This window comes from Amorphus coralli DSM 19760, assembly GCF_000374525.1.
Classification (GTDB): domain Bacteria; phylum Pseudomonadota; class Alphaproteobacteria; order Rhizobiales; family Amorphaceae; genus Amorphus; species Amorphus coralli.
Genome location: NZ_KB894571.1, coordinates 181,422 through 197,065, shown reverse-complemented (window position 1 = coordinate 197,065; position 15,644 = coordinate 181,422). Strand labels below are relative to the sequence as shown.

Here is a 15,644-nt window from a genome sequence, read left to right as displayed (position 1 = left end):
GCGGACAGAAAACCGGTTCCCACTTTTCCTGCGATTGCTCAGCGCGGCTTGCACTCGTTGTAGATGAGCCGGCCGGTAACGAAGGGCAGCGCCGTCTTGCGCCAGGCCTCGCATTCCGCCTGGGTCGGGAAGCAGCCGACGAAGGAGACCGGAATGGAGCGGCTGTCGGCCTCGCGATTGCCGGACACCCGGCCCTGCCAGCCATAGGTCGGGTTCCTGCGGCAATTGGGGGCCGCGCGCTGAACCTGGCTGATCATGTACTCAACGGTCTGGGCGGCAGCGGGGGCGACCGGCAGCGTCAGGCCGGCGGCCGCGACGGAGGCCGAGACGAGCGCAGCGCGAGCGAGCGCGATCATGGCAATGAGCCTCTTTTGAGAAACACGTGCAGGGCAAAATCTAGAGCCATGAGCGGCGATCGGCGAGAGCGCGTGCGCGCCAGATCTGCTGCTTCACGCAGATGTGTCGGGGACGCGGTGTCCCCGCCAGCAGCGTCCGGCTGGGGCCGTCAGCGCTCGCGGCACTCGTTGTAGAGGATGCGGCCCTGCATGGAGCCGGTCATGCGCATGCGCCAGAGGGTGCAGTCCTGCAGCGTCGGAAAGCAGCCGACCAGCGAGACTGCCTGGGCGGCGTCGTTGTAGGTGCCTTCCGAATTGCCGGAGACGCGTCCCCTCCAGGCCGCCGACGGATCGTCGCCGCAGCGAGGGGTAAGCCGATGCATCTCCAGGATCGAAAGCGGCGGCGGACCGAGCCAGTGCTTCAGGAAGCCCAGGTCGACGTCGATTGCCGCTGCCGGCGACGGCACGGCAACAAAGGCGGATACGGCAAGCAGGCCCGCGAAAGCAGGGCGGAGCACGGAGCGGATCATCTGAACCTTCCGACGGCATCGGGACGCAACGTTCGAGATGTCCCACGATGTCGGGGCGAGAGCAAGGCCGCGGGGCGAGGCCTTGCGGCGCGTCTCCCGCTTGCGACCACCGGATGAAGCGGGGGTGGCGCCCATGCCTTGGAACGGTCTTGCATAGCGAGCCGCTATGCGCCCGCCTGGAAACCGAAGAGACCTTCCGGCGTGGCACCGGACGGAAAACCGGTCCCTGCTCTTCCTAGAAACTTGCTTTCCTGCGCGATTTCGGACGGAAAACCGGTGCCCACTTTTCCTGAAATCGCTTTAGCGCGGCTTGCAGGTGGCGAAGATGAGGCGGCCGGAGACGAAGCCGGAGGCCGGGCCGAGCCAGTCCTGGCATGCGCGCTCGGTGGGGAAGCAGCCGAGGAACGATACCGGAATTGAGCGGTCGTTGCCGGGGTCGATGGCGTTTCCGGAAACGCGGCCTTCCCACCGGTAGTCGGGATGCTCATGGCAGAGGGGCACGTTGCTCTGGATCTTGATCGCCTGCTCGAAGGCCGACTGCGCCGTAGCCGCGCCCGTCATCAGCGCCATCGCCGCGATCGTCGCGCAAAGCCTCGTACCAACCATTCCATCCCCCAACTCGATCAATCCCAAGCCCGGGAGACTGTTCGTCGCCAGCTGCCTGCGCGTCAAGGGTGTCGCGCTCAATCAGGCGGCGAGGCCGCAGGCGGCTCCTGCAGCAGCGCGATCTCAAGGATCATCTTGCGGCGCACCGCGTCGGCGAACGTGGTCGTGCCGTCCGCCACCATGACAAAGGCGCCCGGCCCACCGGTAACGTCGCGCTCATAGTGGAGGCGGAGCTCGGGTGCGGGCATCGCCATGGACATGCCGCCCGGCCGGTCGATCAGGAGCGCGTTGACGACGATGCCGCGCGAAACGGCGTCGTCCCGGGCCTCAGTGACCGGGCGGCCGCCGATATTGGGGCCATCGCCGGAGACATCGATCACCCGGCGAATGCTGTCAATGTCGTTGGTCTCGATCTTGTGAACCGAATAGTCGATGGCCGCAGAGATGGAGTTGTAGCCCCAGGCGGCGCGCGGCGCGGCGACAAGGGCGTCGGCGAATCGCTGCGCCGACGGAGAGTCCTCGACGATCATCCAGTCGACGATGGTGTGCTGGGAGGTGGGCCCGCCCCACTCCACGTAGGCGATGGCGATGCGCCCGTGGATGCCGGTGACGATGGTGCGCAGGACCTCGGCACTGGTGATGGCCTCGGCATAGCCCTGGCGCTGCAGGCGGAGTTCGTCGTCATCGATGGAGCCGGAGCCGTCGGCGGCCAGCACCAGCTCGACGTCCACGGCCTCGCGCGCCGACTGGGCGTGTGCGGCAGCCGGCAGAAGCGCGACGACGGTGGCAAACAATGCTGTGACGAACCGGGTCATGCGCCCTCCCTCGCAAGAGCCGGGCCGATCGGCCCGCCTTCCTTGAACTGGTGCGGAAAGGGAGGGTGGCAAGTCAGGCAAGGCGGACCGGACGGGCTTGCCGGCTCTTGGACAGACGGTGTGCCCGTGCATGAAGAAAGGGGCGAGGCCATCAGCTGGCCCCGCCCCGGAACGGTTGGTGAGGTGTGGCAAGAACCCGCGATCAGCTCCCGAGCCGCTCGTCCACCGCGCCGGTGACGGCAAGCGCGAAGGCCTGCACGAGGGCGACCTCCTCAAGCCGCTTGAAGCGGCCCGAAGCCCCGCCGTGACCGGCATCCATGTTGGTCTTGAACAGGATCATCGGGTCGTTGGTCGCCGTGGCGCGCAGGCGCGCGACCCACTTGGCCGGTTCCCAGTAGGTGACGCGCGGATCGGAAACGCCGGCCAGAACCAGCATGTCCGGGTAGGCCTGATCGGTGACGTTGTCATAGGGGCTGTAGGCGTGCATCCGGTCGAAGGCCTCGACATCCTCGATCGGATTGCCCCATTCGGGCCATTCCGGCGGGGTGAGGGGGAGCGTTTCGTCGAGCATGGTGTTGAGTACGTCGACGAACGGCACCTCCGCGACGATGCCACGGAAGCGGGCCGGCGCCATGTTGGCGATGGCGCCCATGAGCATGCCGCCCGCCGAGCCGCCCTGCGCAACGATCCTGTCTGGCGCGGCCCAGCCATCCGCCACGAGGCCTTCCGCCACCGCGATGAAGTCGGTGAAGGTGTGGGTCTTCTTTTCGCGCCGGCCATCCCGGTACCAGTGATAGCCCTTGTCCCGGCCGCCCCGAATGTGGGCGATGGCGTAGACAAAGCCGCGGTCCACCAACGACAGGAAGTTGGTGTTGAAGCTCGCCGGAATGGTGATGCCGTAGGAGCCGTAGCCATAGAGCAGGCACGGTGCGGTGCCGTCGATGGGGGTGTCACGCCGATAAAGGATCGATACCGGCACCTCGGCGCCGTCGGGCGCGGTGAAGTGCAGGCGGCGCGTGGCGTAGAGGGCCGGGTCGTGGCCGGAGGGCACCTCCTGCTGCTTGCGCAGCGTCCGCTCACGCGTGGTCATGTCGTAATCGTAGACCCGGCCCGGCGTCGTCATCGACGAATAGGAGAAGCGGAGGTTGGTGGTGTCGTATTCGTAGCCGCCGACCAGTCCGAGCGAGTAGGCCTCCTCGTCGAAGGCGATGGCGTGCTCGGTGCCGGAGGCCAACTCCCGGATGACGATCCGGGGCAGGCCGTCCTCGCGCTCCAGGCGCACGAGGTGGCGCTTGTAGACCGTCATGGAGAGGATCAGCCGGCCGGGCACATGCGGCACCAGCTCGCGCCAGTTCTCGCGACCGAGCGCGTCGAATGGAGCGGTGACGATCTTGAAGTCCTCCGCGCCATCGGCGTTGGTGAGGATGTAGAGCCGGTCGTCGCCGTCCTCCACGTCGTATTCCTGCTCGACCAGGCGCGGCGCAACCTTCTGCGGCGTCGCCTCGGGCGACAGCGCGTCGATCAGATAGACCTCGGACGTCTCGTGGTCGTGGGTGTCGATGACGATGAACCGGTCGGACTGGGTCCGGCCGACGCCCACGAAGAAGCCCGGATCCGGCTCCTCGTAGACGAGGACGTCGTCGGCGGACGACGTGCCGAGCGTATGGCGCAGCACTTTCGCCGGACGATGGTTTTCGTCCAGCTGGATGTAGAAAAGGCTCTTGCCGTCAGCCGCCCAGACGAGGCTGCCGGCGGTGTTCTCGATGGTCTCCGCGCTGTCGGTGCCGGTGGCGAGGTCGCGCAGCCTGATCGTGAAGAGTTCGCCGCCGGTCTCGTCGGCGGACCAGGCCAGGATCGAATGGTCGAAGGAGTGTTCGACACCGCCGAGCCGGAAATAACTTTTCCCTTCGGCCTCGACATTGGCGTCCAGCAGAACGGCCTCCTCGCCGCCTTCGCGCGGCGTGCGGACGATCAGCGGATGCTCGGCTCCTTCCACGAACCGGATGCCGTAGGCGTAGGGGCCGTCCGGCGAGGGGACGGTGGAATCGTCTTCCTTGATGCGCCCCTTGAGTTCGGCAAACAGCGCCTCCTGCAGCCCGGTCGTGCCGGCCGACATGGCTTCCGCGTAGGCGTTCTCGGCCTCCAGGTAGTCGCGGATGTCCGGCGCGAGCACGCTGGGATCGCGCATGACATCGCGCCAGTTGTCGGCGCGGAGCCATGCGTAGGGATCAACCAGTTCGCGGTCGTGAACCGTGCGGCGAACGGGGGAGGCGGCGGCCGTCGGCGCCGCCGGTGCGGACACCGTCTCCGAAGCGCTTGTCATTCGCCGGCTGCTCCACCCTGGTCGGGTTCGAAGTCGAGCGCAACGCCGTTCATGCAATAGCGCTCACCGGTCGGCTGGGGGCCGTCCGGGAAAACGTGGCCGAGATGGGCGTCGCAGGAGGAGCAGCGCACCTCGACGCGCAGCATTCCGTGCGAGCGATCCTCGAAACGCGTCACCGCATCGGGCGTGATCGGCTCGCAGAAGCTTGGCCAGCCGCTGCCGGATTCGTACTTGGTGGCGGTGCGATAAAGCGGCGCACCGCAGCACACGCAGTGGAAGATCCCCGGCCGCTTCTCGTCGAGGTGCGGGCCGGTGAAGGCGCGCTCGGTCCCGTGGTTGCGGGTGATCTCGTACTGTTCGCGCGTCAGCTGTTCGCGCCACTCGGCATCGGATTTGCTGACTTTCTCGTTGGTTCCGGACATCGGAGGTCTCCTTGCCGCGGAGCGCGTCGCTCCACGCAATCGTGCTGGACTGGGGCAGACTTAGGCAGTGCGACCGGTCGCGGCAAGGCATCGCCCCCGGCGGCGGGGGCGCCCTTCGGGGGGCAGGCCTCAGGCACGTGCTGGCGGAAATTTGTCCACCGCGCCGCTTGCTCGCCAAACTGGTGGAATATATGTCACGTTTCCGAGGGGGACGCAGTCCCAGTGTGCCGGCCGCTCGCGGCCATCGATTTCGTCCGGCGACGAACGCCGGCCTTCCAGGAGGCGCCTGCGCATGCCGCCGAGTGCGATCGACGGAACGCTGTTATTCGCACTTGCGCCGTTCGTTGCCGCCGCACTCGGCCCATGGTTGACCGGCCTCATCGGGAGCCGGGCAGGCTGGATCCTGGCGATCGTCCCGGCGCTTCTGTTCGCGCACTTCACCACGATGATCCCGGCGGTCGCGCACGGCGATGTCCTGGCGGCATCGGTGCCCTGGGTTTCGGCGTTCGGCGTCGATTACTCGATTCGCGTGGACGGCCTGTCCCTGGTCTTCGCGCTCCTGATCACCGGGATCGGGGCGCTGATCGTCATCTACGCCGGCGGCTATCTGAAGGGCCACGCCCACCAGGGCCGGTTCTTCTCGTTCATTCTGATGTTCATGGGGGCGATGCTCGGCCTGGTGCTGGCCGACGATCTGATCTCCCTCTTCATCTTCTGGGAACTGACGTCGATCACGTCGTTCCTGCTGATCGGGTTCGACCACACGCGAGCCGCGGCACGGCGCGCGGCCCTGCAGGCGCTGGTCATCACCGGCGGCGGTGGGCTGGCGCTGCTTGCCGGCTTCCTTGTGCTGATGAGCGCGACCGGCGCATCGAGCATGTCCGAGGTGCTGGCGCTGGGCGACGCGGTGCGCGACAGCGGCCTGTACGTGCCGATCCTGATCCTGGTGTTGGCCGGTGCCTTCAGCAAGTCGGCGCAGGTGCCGCTGCATTCGTGGTTGCCGAACGCCATGGAGGCACCGACGCCGGTATCGGCGTACCTGCATTCCGCCACCATGGTGAAGGCCGGCGTCTACCTGCTGATGCGGATGAACCCGGCGCTGGGCGACACGGCGCTGTGGACGACGATCCTGCCAATCTTTGGCGGCGCGACCTTCCTGGTCGGCATGATCCTGGCGGTGAAGAACACCGACCTGAAGCAGATCCTGGCCTACACCACCGTCGCCTCGCTCGGCCTCCTGGTGATGCTGACCGGCATCGGCACCAAGCTCGCCATCGAGGGCGCGGTCCTCTACCTGATCGCCCATGCGCTCTTCAAGGGCGGCCTGTTCATGGTGGCCGGCACCATCGACCACGAGACGGGGACGCGCGAGATCACCGGTCTCGGTGGCCTGCGCAGGGCGATGCCCGTGACCTTCGCGGCCGCCGCGCTCGCCTGCCTGTCCATGGCCGGGCTGCCGCCGATGATCGGTTTCGTCGCCAAGGAAGTGCTCTATGACGGCGTCTGGCAGGCGGGCGGACTGTCCATCGCGCTTCTGGTGGGGCTGGTCGGCAACACGCTCATGTTCGCCGTCGCGGCGATCCTGATCATCAAGCCGTTCTTCGGCCGCAAGACGGAAACGCCGAAACATGCCCACGAAGGTCCGCCCTCGCTGTGGCTCGGCCCGCTGACCCTGTCGGTGCTGGCGCTGGCCTCCGCGCTTCTGCTGCACGACACGACGCACTATTTCGTCGTCCCGATGGCGAGCGCGGTCTACGGCGCGCCGCTGTCCATCGACCTGCACCTGATCCCGACCAAGATCTCCGCGCCGGTGGTGCTCACGGTCATCACGATCGCGTCGGGCATCGGGCTGGTGATGGTGTTCTCCGCGCTGCGCGCCGCCTTCGCCGGACTGGTGAACGGCATCGGCTGGGGCCCGGACCGCGGCTTCGACCAGGTCCTGCGGAGCCTTGTCTTCCTGGCAAGCGGGCTCAGCGACATCCTGCAGCCGGGTCGCATGAAGGGCTACGTGATGATCACCTTCGTGGTGACCGCCGCAACGCTCCTCATCCCGATGTGGGTGTTCGGCGAATGGCCGCGCTTCACGTTCACCTGGCCCGACGCGCCGTTCTATTTCTGGGTGGTGTTTGCCATCGCGGCCGTCAGCCTCTGGGCCGTGCTCGTGTCCGCTACGCGCCTGATCGCCATCGTCACGCTCGGCATCCAGGGCACGATGGTGGCCATCATCTTCATGCTCTACGGCGCCCCGGACCTCTCCTTCACCCAGTTCATGGTGGAGGTGCTGTCGGTCATCATCCTGGCGCTGGTCATGACCCGCCTGAACCTCAGCCCGAGCGATCACCGCAGCTGGGGCACGCGGCTGCGCGACGGCACGGTGGCGATCGCCTGCGGCGCCGGCTTCGCACTGCTGCTGATCGCGGTCGTGGAACAGCCCTTCGATCCGCGCCTGTCGGACTTCTTCGCGGAATATTCCCGCGTGATCGCCCACGGCCGCAACATCGTGAACGTCATCATCGTGGACTTCCGCGCCCTCGACACGCTGGGCGAGATCTCGGTGGTGATGACCGCGGGCCTCGCGATCCTTGCGCTGATCCGGCTCAGGAGCCGGCACCGCCGGTTCGACCCCACCCGGCCAGACCTCGATGACGGGGAATCGCTGAAGGAGGCCGCGCGCGACGCATGAACACGATCATCTTTCGCACCATCGCGCCGTTCCTCGCGGCGCTGGCGGGTCTGTTCTCCGTCTTCGTGCTCCTGCGCGGCCACAACGAGCCGGGCGGCGGCTTCATCGGCGGCCTGATCGCGGCCTCGGCGCTCGCGATCTACGGCATTGCCTGGGGCGTTGCGCCGGTTCGCCGCGCCATTGTCGTGCACCCGATCACGCTCGCCGGCTTCGGTGTGTTCTTGGCGTCGGTGTCGGGCTTCCTGTCCTTTTTCGCCGGGAGCGCTTTCCTGCGCGGGCTGTGGATCAGCGTGCCCTTCTTCGGCACCGAACTCGACCTGTCATCGGTGCTGCTGTTCGACATCGGCGTCTACTTCACCGTCGTCGGCACCATCTCCACCATCGGTCTCACCCTCGAGGAGCCGGAGGTCGACTGATGGAAACGGTGTTCGCAGTCCTCGTCGGGATCTTCTTCGCCTCCGGCATCTACCTGATGCTGTCGCGGCGGACGGTGCGCATCCTGCTCGGCATCGTCATCCTGTCCAACGGCGTGAACCTCTTGATCTTCACGGCCGGCCGGCTGACGGTGGCGGTGCCGCCAGTGATTCCGCAGCACCTGCCCACGCCCGAGAACATCGTGGCGAACCCGCTGCCGCAGGCGTTGATCCTCACCGCCATCGTGATCTCGTTCTCGCTGTTCGCCTTCCTGCTGGTGCTGAGCTACCGCGCTTTCCAGGATCTGGGCACGGACGACGTCGACGAGATGCGCGACGCCGAACCCGCAGAGCGGCGCCTGCCGCCCATGGAGTACTGACGTGGCGGGACCGTCCTATTCCGTCGATCTCGCGCAGGCGATGGTCGTCGACACCTACACCCCGCTGGAATGGCTTGCGGTCGCGCCCGTGGCCCTGCCGATGGCGGCCGGTGCGCTGTGCCTGATGTTCCGCTCGCGCGGCGACCTCGCCGCGCGCATCACGGTACTGACGCTGGGCCTGCTCGTCCTGCTGAATGTCGGCCTGGTGCACACCGTGGTCCAGCAGGGCACGCTGATCATGGCGATGGGCAACTGGCTGCCGCCCTTCGGCATCGTCTTCGCCATCGACATCCTCGGTGCGGTGCTGGCGCTGACCACCTCGGTGGTTGGCCTCATCGGTGCGATCTACGCCAGCGGCGACATCGATATCGGGCGCAGGCGCTTCGGCTTCTACACGTTCTACCTGCTGCTCATCACGGGCGTGTCCGGCGCGTTCCTGACCGGCGACATCTTCAACCTCTATGTCTGGTTCGAGGTCCTGCTGATCGCGTCGTTCGGCCTGATCATCCTCGGCGGAGAACGTGCCCAGCTCGACGGCGCCGTGAAGTACGGCGTCCTGAACCTGCTGGCGACGACGCTGTTCCTGGTGGCGGTGGGCTATCTCTACGGCCTGGTGGGAACGCTCAACATGGCGGACATCGCGCTCGCCGTTCCGCAGCTTCCCGCAGCCGCGCCGATCGGGGTGGTCACGGCGCTGTTCATCGTCGCCTTCTCGATGAAGGCGGCGGCTTTTCCGCTGAATTTCTGGCTGCCGGCCTCCTACCACACCCCCCGGATCGTGGTGGCGGCGATCTTTGCGGGCCTTCTGACCAAGGTCGGCGCCTATTCGCTCATGCGCATCGTCGTGATGCTGCTGCCGGAGACCCGGGATCTCCTGGCCGATGTCATCCTGTGGGTGGCGGTGCTGACGATGCTGGTCGGCGCGTTCGGGGCGCTTGCCCAGGGCGAGGTCCGGCGGCTCCTGGGCTTCGTGGTGATCTCCGGTATCGGCAACATCTTCGTCGGCGTTGCGGTCGGCTCGAGCGAAGCCCTGGCCGGCTCGATCTTCTATGCCGTCCACTCCATCATCGTGATGTTCGGGCTCTATCTGGCCGCCGGCGCGGTCGAGCGCATCGCGGGAACATCGTCCCTGCACACGGCAAGTGGCCTCTACCGGCTGGAGCCTGCACTGGCGACGCTGTTCCTGGTCCTCGCCTTCGCCGTCTCAGGCCTGCCGCCCTTTTCCGGCTTCTGGCCGAAGGTCATGCTGGTGCAGGCGACCATCGGCGCCGGACTTGGCTGGGTGGCGGCAGCCATTCTCGTGACGGGATTCCTCACCACCATCGCGATGGGTCGGGTGTGGCTGCTGGTCTTCTGGCGCGACGCCGTGAACGGTGCGCCGCTCCGCTCGCAGGCGACGCCCGATGCCTCGCGGGCCAGCTGGATGGTGCCGATCGCGCTGGTGGTGGTGATTGTGGCCGGCATCGGCCTGATGCCGGACGGGCTGATGCAGGCCTCGCTTGCTAGTGCGCAGTCGTTGCTGGATCCTCAGGCTTACGTGAACAGTGTGCTGGGTGAGGGAGGCAACTGATGTCGGTTCTTCTCGCCAACGTCGTGCTCGCGCTCGCATGGGGCGCAGTGACCGGAAGCTTCGACTTCCTGAACCTGCTGTTCGGCTTCCTGCTTGCCTCGCTCGCGCTCTGGCTGATCCGAGAGCAGGTGGGCACCTCGGGCGTGGTGACGCGCGTCTGGCTGGCTCTCACGCTGGCCCTCCTGTTCGTCTACGAGCTCGTGAAGTCGTCGGTGCGGGTGGCGATCATCGTGCTGTCGCCCAAGCGGGAGCTCAACCCTGCCATCATCGCGTACCCGCTCCAGGTCGACCGGGATTTCGAGATCACGCTCCTGGCGAACCTGATCACCCTGACCCCGGGCACGCTGTCGGTCGACGTGTCGGAGGATCGGGAGACGCTGTTCATCCACTGCATCGATGTTCCCGATGTCGATGCGGTCATCGCGGACATCCAGAACGGCTTCGAGCGCAAGATCATGGAGACGTTCCGATGATCGACATGAGCCTGTTCCTTGAGGTCTGCGTCGACATCGCGTTCGCGCTCCTGTCGATTTCCTTCATCATCATCGTCTACCGGATCGCCACCGGCCCGACGCTGCCCGATCGCATTCTCGCGCTGGACATGATGGTGGCGGTCGCCATCGGCTTCATTGCGACGTTCGGAGTTCGCAGCGGCTTCTATCTTTATGTCGACATCGCCATCGCGCTTGGTCTGGTCGGCTTCCTCTCAACGGTCGCCTTCGCCCGCTTCGTTCTGGCGCGCGGATCCACCGAGGACAGCGCTATCGGGCGCAAGGACGGAGGGGCCGACAGATGATGGAAGGCGTGATGGACCTGGTGGTCGGCGTGCTGCTCGTCGTCGGCGCCTTTTTCGCCCTGGTTGCGGCCATCGGTCTGGTGCGGCTGGACGACGTCTACATGCGCATGCACGCCGCAAGTAAGGCCGGGACGCTTGGATCCGGCGTGCTGCTGCTTGCGCTGGCGGTGGACTCCCAGGAGCTCGACGTGGTCACCCGCGCGATCGCCGGCCTGGTTTTTTTCATGCTGACGGCGCCCATTTCGGCGCATCTGCTCGCCCGCGCCGCCTATCTCGTCGGGTATCGTCCCTGTAAAGCGACGTATCGGGATGCCCTGGCCGATACGATCGTCAAACCGGAAGGCCTCGGTCAGCCCGAAACACAGGCCGACGACGGCGAGGATGCCAAGTACACCCACTGAATGACGGCATTTTGTTCTCGGTTCGTCTGCGGACAGAGATCCCGTCAATCTGTGGTGAGGCGATGTAAGGCTCCCCTAAACTTCAACAAAATCGTGCTTTTTCGATGAGTGGCGGTACAAGCCCACTTGTCTTTTGAAAATTCGCACTTATACACTCGCTCATCGAAGCATTGCGATGAATCACTTTTCGAGATCGATGCTGCGGAAGTCTGCATTGATGCGCTGCGTGTATGTGGCGAAAAGAAGACTTCCTCCCGCCGGCATTCTCGAGCGAGCCCAACAAAAAGCGAGTAAGACATGAGCGAAATGACGCAGGATCCGAACTTGATCGACCTTACGGCCGATATCGTGTCCGCCTATGTCAGCAACAACACCGTGTCGGCTCAGGATCTTCCCACCCTGATCCACGAGGTATACGGCGCCCTGCTGAAGACCAGCGGCGAGGCTGCCGAGCCGGAGCCGGAGCCGCTGAAGCCGGCGGTGCCGATCAAGAAGTCCGTCACGCCGGATTACATCATCTGTCTCGAAGACGGAAAGAAGTTCAAGTCGCTGAAGCGTCACCTGCGCACCCACTACAATCTCTCTCCGGAAGACTACCGGGAGAAGTGGGGTCTTGCCGCCGACTATCCGATGGTTGCCCCGAACTACGCCGCGGCCCGCTCCGAGCTGGCCAAGCGGATGGGTCTCGGCCAGCAGCGCAGCCGCGCCACCGGCAAGGGTCGCAAGTCCTGATCGGCTCGCCTGACCGGACGTGAGGTCGGGCGACCGGGCGACAACCTGACGCCCAGATGATCGAAAGCCCGCGGATGGCATCCGCGGGCTTTTGTCGTTGCGCCTGGTGGTCAGCGTGCGAGGCCGGCCCGTTCGGCCGCGAGCGCCTGCTTGAGAGCCAGGTGCCGATTGAGGTCATAGGACCAGTGGCCGGCCCGGCCGCGCCTGCGCTCCGCCCTCAGCGCCCGTTCCAGGTGACGGGTGATCGCCCGGCGTCCCTGCGGTGAGACATCGGCGAGGTCGTCCTCGGTCACGGGGAGCAGGCCGGCGAGGCGATGGCGAGGAAGCGGTTTGTCGGGCATCCCGCCGGCCGCTCGTGTGCCGGGCAGGTCATCGGGGGAGGGCGGCCAGTGGGTCATGTGGATCTCCGGTCTGGTGACCCGGCGCGGGTCGCCGGTATCTCGCAGGCCAGTTTGCGCCGCCCGCTCCGGGCGGGGACAACGCCCTGTCGGGTTTGCGTCTTCGGTGCATCCTTCGGGGCCTTTCCGGATTGGATGTAATCAGAAGCTGAAAATTATCCCCGCGAAAGCGCGGCCGTCGTACAACTCGAGAATAGGGATAAAATCCTATTTCGGGAGGCGCCATTCCGGTTCCTCCGCCGGGTACGGAGGTGGGTCGCAATGTGGGGTCCTTATCGGGCAGCGGAAATCGCCGAGGCAGCACGGGGGCTCGATGCCGCCGAAAGGCTTGCCGCGCGGCGCGTGATCGAGGCAACGGTGGCGGCGAGTTTCGACCTGCCGGTCGCCGAGCTGGGAGCGGCGACCCGCCGCCAGGCTCCGGTCGCCTTTGCGCGGCAGGTGGCCATGTATATCGCCCATGTCGGGCTTGGCCTGTCACTGACCGACACGGGGGCGCTGTTCGGTCGCGATCGCACCACCGCCGCCCACGCCTGCCGGGTGGTGGAGGACCGTCGGGACGATCATGAACTCGACCGTCTTCTCGATGCGATCGAGACGGTGGTCGTGTCATGGAAGATGACGCTCGACTGGTGCCGCGCGACGAGCCGGCCCGCCGGGGAGCGCGTAGCGTGAAGGGACGATCTGCCCGGGGCCGTGCGGGCCCGGCACCGCAGATCAATGCGGAGGAAAGCCCGCTCGGCTGGCTGGCTAAACGACGGGACAAGGCGGGCCGACCCATCCTCAGCGACATCCAATTCGCCGCCGGCGAGAGGTTGCGGGCCGATTTCACCCGCGGTCAGATGATGCCGCGCATGTCTGTCGATCTCAGTCTCGGGCTTCCGTCGGGAGGGCGCAGCGGCCGGTCTGGCGGCGCGCAGGACATTTCCGATTCGGCGCTCTCGGCCCGAGATCGGGTGAACCGGGCACTCGGAGCCGTCGGCCCGGATCTGTCTGGCGTGCTGATCGACGTCTGCTGCTTCCTGAAGGGGCTGGAGCTCGTCGAGCGTGAGCGTGGCTGGCCGGCACGCTCGGGAAAAGTGGTGCTTCTGATCGCGCTCTCGCGGTTGGCCGAGCACTATGGCTACCGATCCGTGGCACGCGGGCCGGAGCGGTCGGGCGGGCCGAAACACTGGGGTTCGGAAGACTATCGGCCGTGCATTTCCACGCCGAACGCGGAACCCGGCGCCTGAGCCATCCAATCGGTCAGGCGTTTTCCAGCGCGGCCTCGGCATCGCGGCGGATGCGGCCGACCATGGCGCTCAGACCGTTGGAGCGCTGCGGGGTCAGGTGCTCGCGAAGACCCAGCTCGCCGAGCGTAGCCTCGGCATCGGTTGCGAGGATCTGGGTGGCGGTTCGGCCGGAATAGAGTGACAGCAGGATCGCGACGAGCCCGCGCACGATGTGGGCATCGCTGTCGCCCTGAAAGGAGAGGTGCGGACCGTCCGCCTCGTTCGATACCGCCGTCTCCAGCCAGACCTGAGACACGCAGCCGCGCACCTTGTTCTCCTCGGTGCGGGCGTCCTCGGGGAAAGGCGGCAGGTCCTTGCCGAGCTCGATCACGTAGCGGTAGCGCTCCTCCCAGTCGTCGATGAGCTCGAAGGCCTCGACGATGGTGGCAATATCCTGGGGGGCTTGGGTCATCGGAACTCCCTGTACGCTGTGCCCTCCATATAGGGGGGAACGCGCCGGGAGGAAACGGCTGCTCAGACCGGCGGGCGCTGCTGGCCGCTGCCGACCTGCCAGTCGGGGCTGCGGTCTTCCGGCGTCAGGGTGCCGGGCGTGGCAGGTGCACCGGCCGGGGCCGCGTCCTCACCGTCCAGGGCCTCGTCGAGAATGTAGGCAAGTGTCGCCGCACCATCCCGCAGACGGGCGCCGAGCGCCGAGATCACCGAGCGCCCCGCATCGCAGGCGTCCGCCTGGCGGTCGCAGAAACCCGACACGTCGCTGACCGCACCCTGCAGGGCGGTCACCGCCTCACGCGAAGAGACCTCGGTCTCGGGACGGGCGGGGGCGATGGCCTGCGTCTGCGTCTCTGAGCCGGCCGGGCTGGCGGACGGTTCCGGTCCCGACTGCGTGAAGGGCAGCACGAGCAGAACGATCGTGAACCAGAACGCGGCGCGAATGAGGAATCCGATCATGTGTCTCGTCCGTCGTAAAGGCACGGGTCGGTCGCAGCACCCGAGTGGGGTGCCGGCGGTTCCGGACCCTCGCACGGGCGGTTTGAAGGTTCGGTTGTCCCGATCGCGACAATTCGATCGATTTCGGCCATCAGCGGAGAAAGCGCCTCCGACGGATGGATCGTGGCGAGACCGGGGCAGGTTCAGCGTTCCTTAAGGGGCGTCCGGCAACACTCCGGCGCATCGGGGAGGCCGACCGGCGTCTCCGTCCGTTCGATACCGACCGAGACAGATCCGGAAGACGACACCTCGTGAGTGCGATGAAGGCAGACCGGACCCGACGGCGCGAGCAGCCCGAGGAGGAGGAAGCGCCGGGCTTCGCCGGCCAGGTGAAGGCGTCGCTGCGCGCGCATCCGAAAGCCGTGCTCCTGACCGTCGGCGCTCTCGTCTCCGTCGTGACCATTTCGGTGAACGCACTCTACCTGCAGCCTGGAAAGCACCCGGCTCCGCTGTTCGCCGGCGGAAGCGGGGCCAGTACGCCCGCGCCCGCGGCCAATGCCGGCGGCGCCGATGCGATCGACGAACTGGCCCGGTCCGCACAGCAGCGGGAGCGCGAGCCCGCCGCGGCACCCGACAACCTCGTGTCCGCAATCCAGACAGCCCTCAAGTCGCGTGGCATCTACGATGATCCCGTGGACGGCGCCATGGGACCGGCGACGCGAGCGGCGATCGCCGCCTACGAAGAGCAGGCCGGGCTGGAGGTGACGGGCGCCCCGAGTGTCGGTTTGCTCGCCAGCCTCTCGACGCCCGGTACGACGCAGGCGCAGACCCAGGCGCGAAAGGTGCCGACCCCGTCCAAGGCGACGGTGGCGCGCCTCCAGGAGGCGCTGGTCTCCGCCGGCTACGGGCCGATCACGGTGGACGGGATCTACGGGTCGGAAACGGCCGGAGCCATCCGCCGCTACCAGCTCGACCACGGGCTTGCGGTGACGGGATCGGTGTCGGAGCCGCTCCTGGCGCGCTTTGGCCTGGCGGCCGCGGTGCCCGAGGGGTAGCGGTCTGCCTCGTTCACTCGGCGAACAAC

At 66.7% G+C, this 15,644-nt stretch carries 20 protein-coding genes; 11 read left to right on the top strand and 9 right to left on the bottom strand.

The features are described 5' to 3' along the window. Positions 1–38 precede the first annotated feature (38 nt). The 6 genes from C507_RS0105025 to msrB form a co-directional block, all read right to left on the bottom strand. Positions 39–356 carry a hypothetical protein gene (locus tag C507_RS0105025; protein WP_018698573.1) on the bottom strand — a complete coding sequence of 106 codons (318 nt, stop codon included), beginning with the start codon at positions 354–356 and terminating at the stop codon, positions 39–41. 149 nt (positions 357–505) lie between these two features. Continuing rightward, a complete protein-coding gene (locus C507_RS0105020; protein WP_018698572.1) occupies positions 506–865 on the bottom strand; it encodes a hypothetical protein in 360 nt (119 codons plus the stop codon). Between the two features lie 300 nt (positions 866–1,165). After that, on the bottom strand, positions 1,166–1,471 hold the full coding sequence (locus tag C507_RS0105015) for a hypothetical protein (protein ID WP_156829165.1): 306 nt from the start codon (positions 1,469–1,471) through the stop codon (positions 1,166–1,168). Between the two features lie 77 nt (positions 1,472–1,548). Next, positions 1,549–2,286: a DUF1194 domain-containing protein gene (locus C507_RS0105010; protein WP_018698570.1), complete on the bottom strand. Its 738-nt coding sequence runs from the start codon at positions 2,284–2,286 to the stop codon at positions 1,549–1,551. Positions 2,287–2,488: 202 nt separating this feature from the next. Beyond that, on the bottom strand, positions 2,489–4,609 hold the full coding sequence (locus C507_RS0105005) for a S9 family peptidase (RefSeq protein ID WP_018698569.1): 2,121 nt from the start codon (positions 4,607–4,609) through the stop codon (positions 2,489–2,491). Continuing rightward, positions 4,606–5,031, bottom strand: coding sequence for a peptide-methionine (R)-S-oxide reductase MsrB (gene msrB, locus C507_RS0105000; RefSeq protein WP_018698568.1), 426 nt, complete (start codon positions 5,029–5,031; stop codon positions 4,606–4,608). Before msrB ends, C507_RS0105005 begins: the two co-directional genes overlap by 4 nt. A gap of 292 nt (positions 5,032–5,323) precedes the next feature. Between msrB and C507_RS0104995 the strand changes: the two genes are divergently transcribed. From C507_RS0104995 to C507_RS0104960, 8 genes are all read left to right on the top strand, one after another. Beyond that, a complete protein-coding gene (locus C507_RS0104995) occupies positions 5,324–7,714 on the top strand; it encodes a putative monovalent cation/H+ antiporter subunit A (protein ID WP_018698567.1) in 2,391 nt (796 codons plus the stop codon). Continuing rightward, on the top strand, positions 7,711–8,130 hold the full coding sequence (locus C507_RS0104990) for a Na(+)/H(+) antiporter subunit B (protein WP_018698566.1): 420 nt from the start codon (positions 7,711–7,713) through the stop codon (positions 8,128–8,130). Before C507_RS0104995 ends, C507_RS0104990 begins: the two co-directional genes overlap by 4 nt. Then, the gene (locus C507_RS0104985; protein ID WP_018698565.1) at positions 8,130–8,507 is read left to right on the top strand and encodes a Na+/H+ antiporter subunit C; all 378 of its coding nucleotides are present in this window, start codon (positions 8,130–8,132) and stop codon (positions 8,505–8,507) included. Before C507_RS0104990 ends, C507_RS0104985 begins: the two co-directional genes overlap by 1 nt. Positions 8,508–8,547: 40 nt before the next feature. Then, on the top strand, positions 8,548–10,077 hold the full coding sequence (locus C507_RS0104980; RefSeq protein WP_156829201.1) for a Na+/H+ antiporter subunit D: 1,530 nt from the start codon (positions 8,548–8,550) through the stop codon (positions 10,075–10,077). Next, positions 10,077–10,550: a Na+/H+ antiporter subunit E gene (locus tag C507_RS0104975; RefSeq protein ID WP_018698563.1), complete on the top strand. Its 474-nt coding sequence runs from the start codon at positions 10,077–10,079 to the stop codon at positions 10,548–10,550. Before C507_RS0104980 ends, C507_RS0104975 begins: the two co-directional genes overlap by 1 nt. After that, entirely contained in the window at positions 10,547–10,873 is a 327-nt protein-coding gene (locus C507_RS0104970; RefSeq protein WP_018698562.1) for a cation:proton antiporter, read from the top strand. The genes C507_RS0104975 and C507_RS0104970 overlap by 4 nt, the downstream gene beginning before the upstream one ends. Next, a complete protein-coding gene (gene mnhG / locus C507_RS0104965; protein WP_018698561.1) occupies positions 10,870–11,274 on the top strand; it encodes a monovalent cation/H(+) antiporter subunit G in 405 nt (134 codons plus the stop codon). The genes C507_RS0104970 and mnhG overlap by 4 nt, the downstream gene beginning before the upstream one ends. 297 nt (positions 11,275–11,571) lie before the next feature. Beyond that, the gene (locus tag C507_RS0104960) at positions 11,572–12,006 is read left to right on the top strand and encodes a Ros/MucR family transcriptional regulator (RefSeq protein WP_018698560.1); all 435 of its coding nucleotides are present in this window, start codon (positions 11,572–11,574) and stop codon (positions 12,004–12,006) included. A gap of 110 nt (positions 12,007–12,116) precedes the next feature. Here C507_RS0104960 and C507_RS0104955 read toward each other — a convergent pair whose 3' ends face one another. Next, a complete protein-coding gene (locus C507_RS0104955; RefSeq protein ID WP_245559650.1) occupies positions 12,117–12,404 on the bottom strand; it encodes a hypothetical protein in 288 nt (95 codons plus the stop codon). Between the two features lie 261 nt (positions 12,405–12,665). Between C507_RS0104955 and C507_RS20385 the strand changes: the two genes are divergently transcribed. After that, positions 12,666–13,076 carry a helix-turn-helix domain-containing protein gene (locus C507_RS20385; RefSeq protein ID WP_018698558.1) on the top strand — a complete coding sequence of 137 codons (411 nt, stop codon included), beginning with the start codon at positions 12,666–12,668 and terminating at the stop codon, positions 13,074–13,076. Next, a complete protein-coding gene (locus tag C507_RS0104945; RefSeq protein ID WP_018698557.1) occupies positions 13,073–13,633 on the top strand; it encodes a DUF6456 domain-containing protein in 561 nt (186 codons plus the stop codon). The genes C507_RS20385 and C507_RS0104945 overlap by 4 nt, the downstream gene beginning before the upstream one ends. Positions 13,634–13,646: 13 nt before the next feature. Here C507_RS0104945 and C507_RS0104940 read toward each other — a convergent pair whose 3' ends face one another. Together C507_RS0104940 and C507_RS20380 are read right to left on the bottom strand one after the other, a co-directional pair. After that, on the bottom strand, positions 13,647–14,084 hold the full coding sequence (locus tag C507_RS0104940) for a SufE family protein (RefSeq protein ID WP_018698556.1): 438 nt from the start codon (positions 14,082–14,084) through the stop codon (positions 13,647–13,649). Between the two features lie 62 nt (positions 14,085–14,146). After that, positions 14,147–14,581: a DUF5330 domain-containing protein gene (locus C507_RS20380; RefSeq protein ID WP_018698555.1), complete on the bottom strand. Its 435-nt coding sequence runs from the start codon at positions 14,579–14,581 to the stop codon at positions 14,147–14,149. 299 nt (positions 14,582–14,880) lie between these two features. Here C507_RS20380 and C507_RS0104930 point away from each other — a divergent pair, with 299 nt between their 5' ends. Further along, on the top strand, positions 14,881–15,615 hold the full coding sequence (locus C507_RS0104930; protein ID WP_018698554.1) for a peptidoglycan-binding domain-containing protein: 735 nt from the start codon (positions 14,881–14,883) through the stop codon (positions 15,613–15,615). Positions 15,616–15,644: the final 29 nt, after the last annotated feature.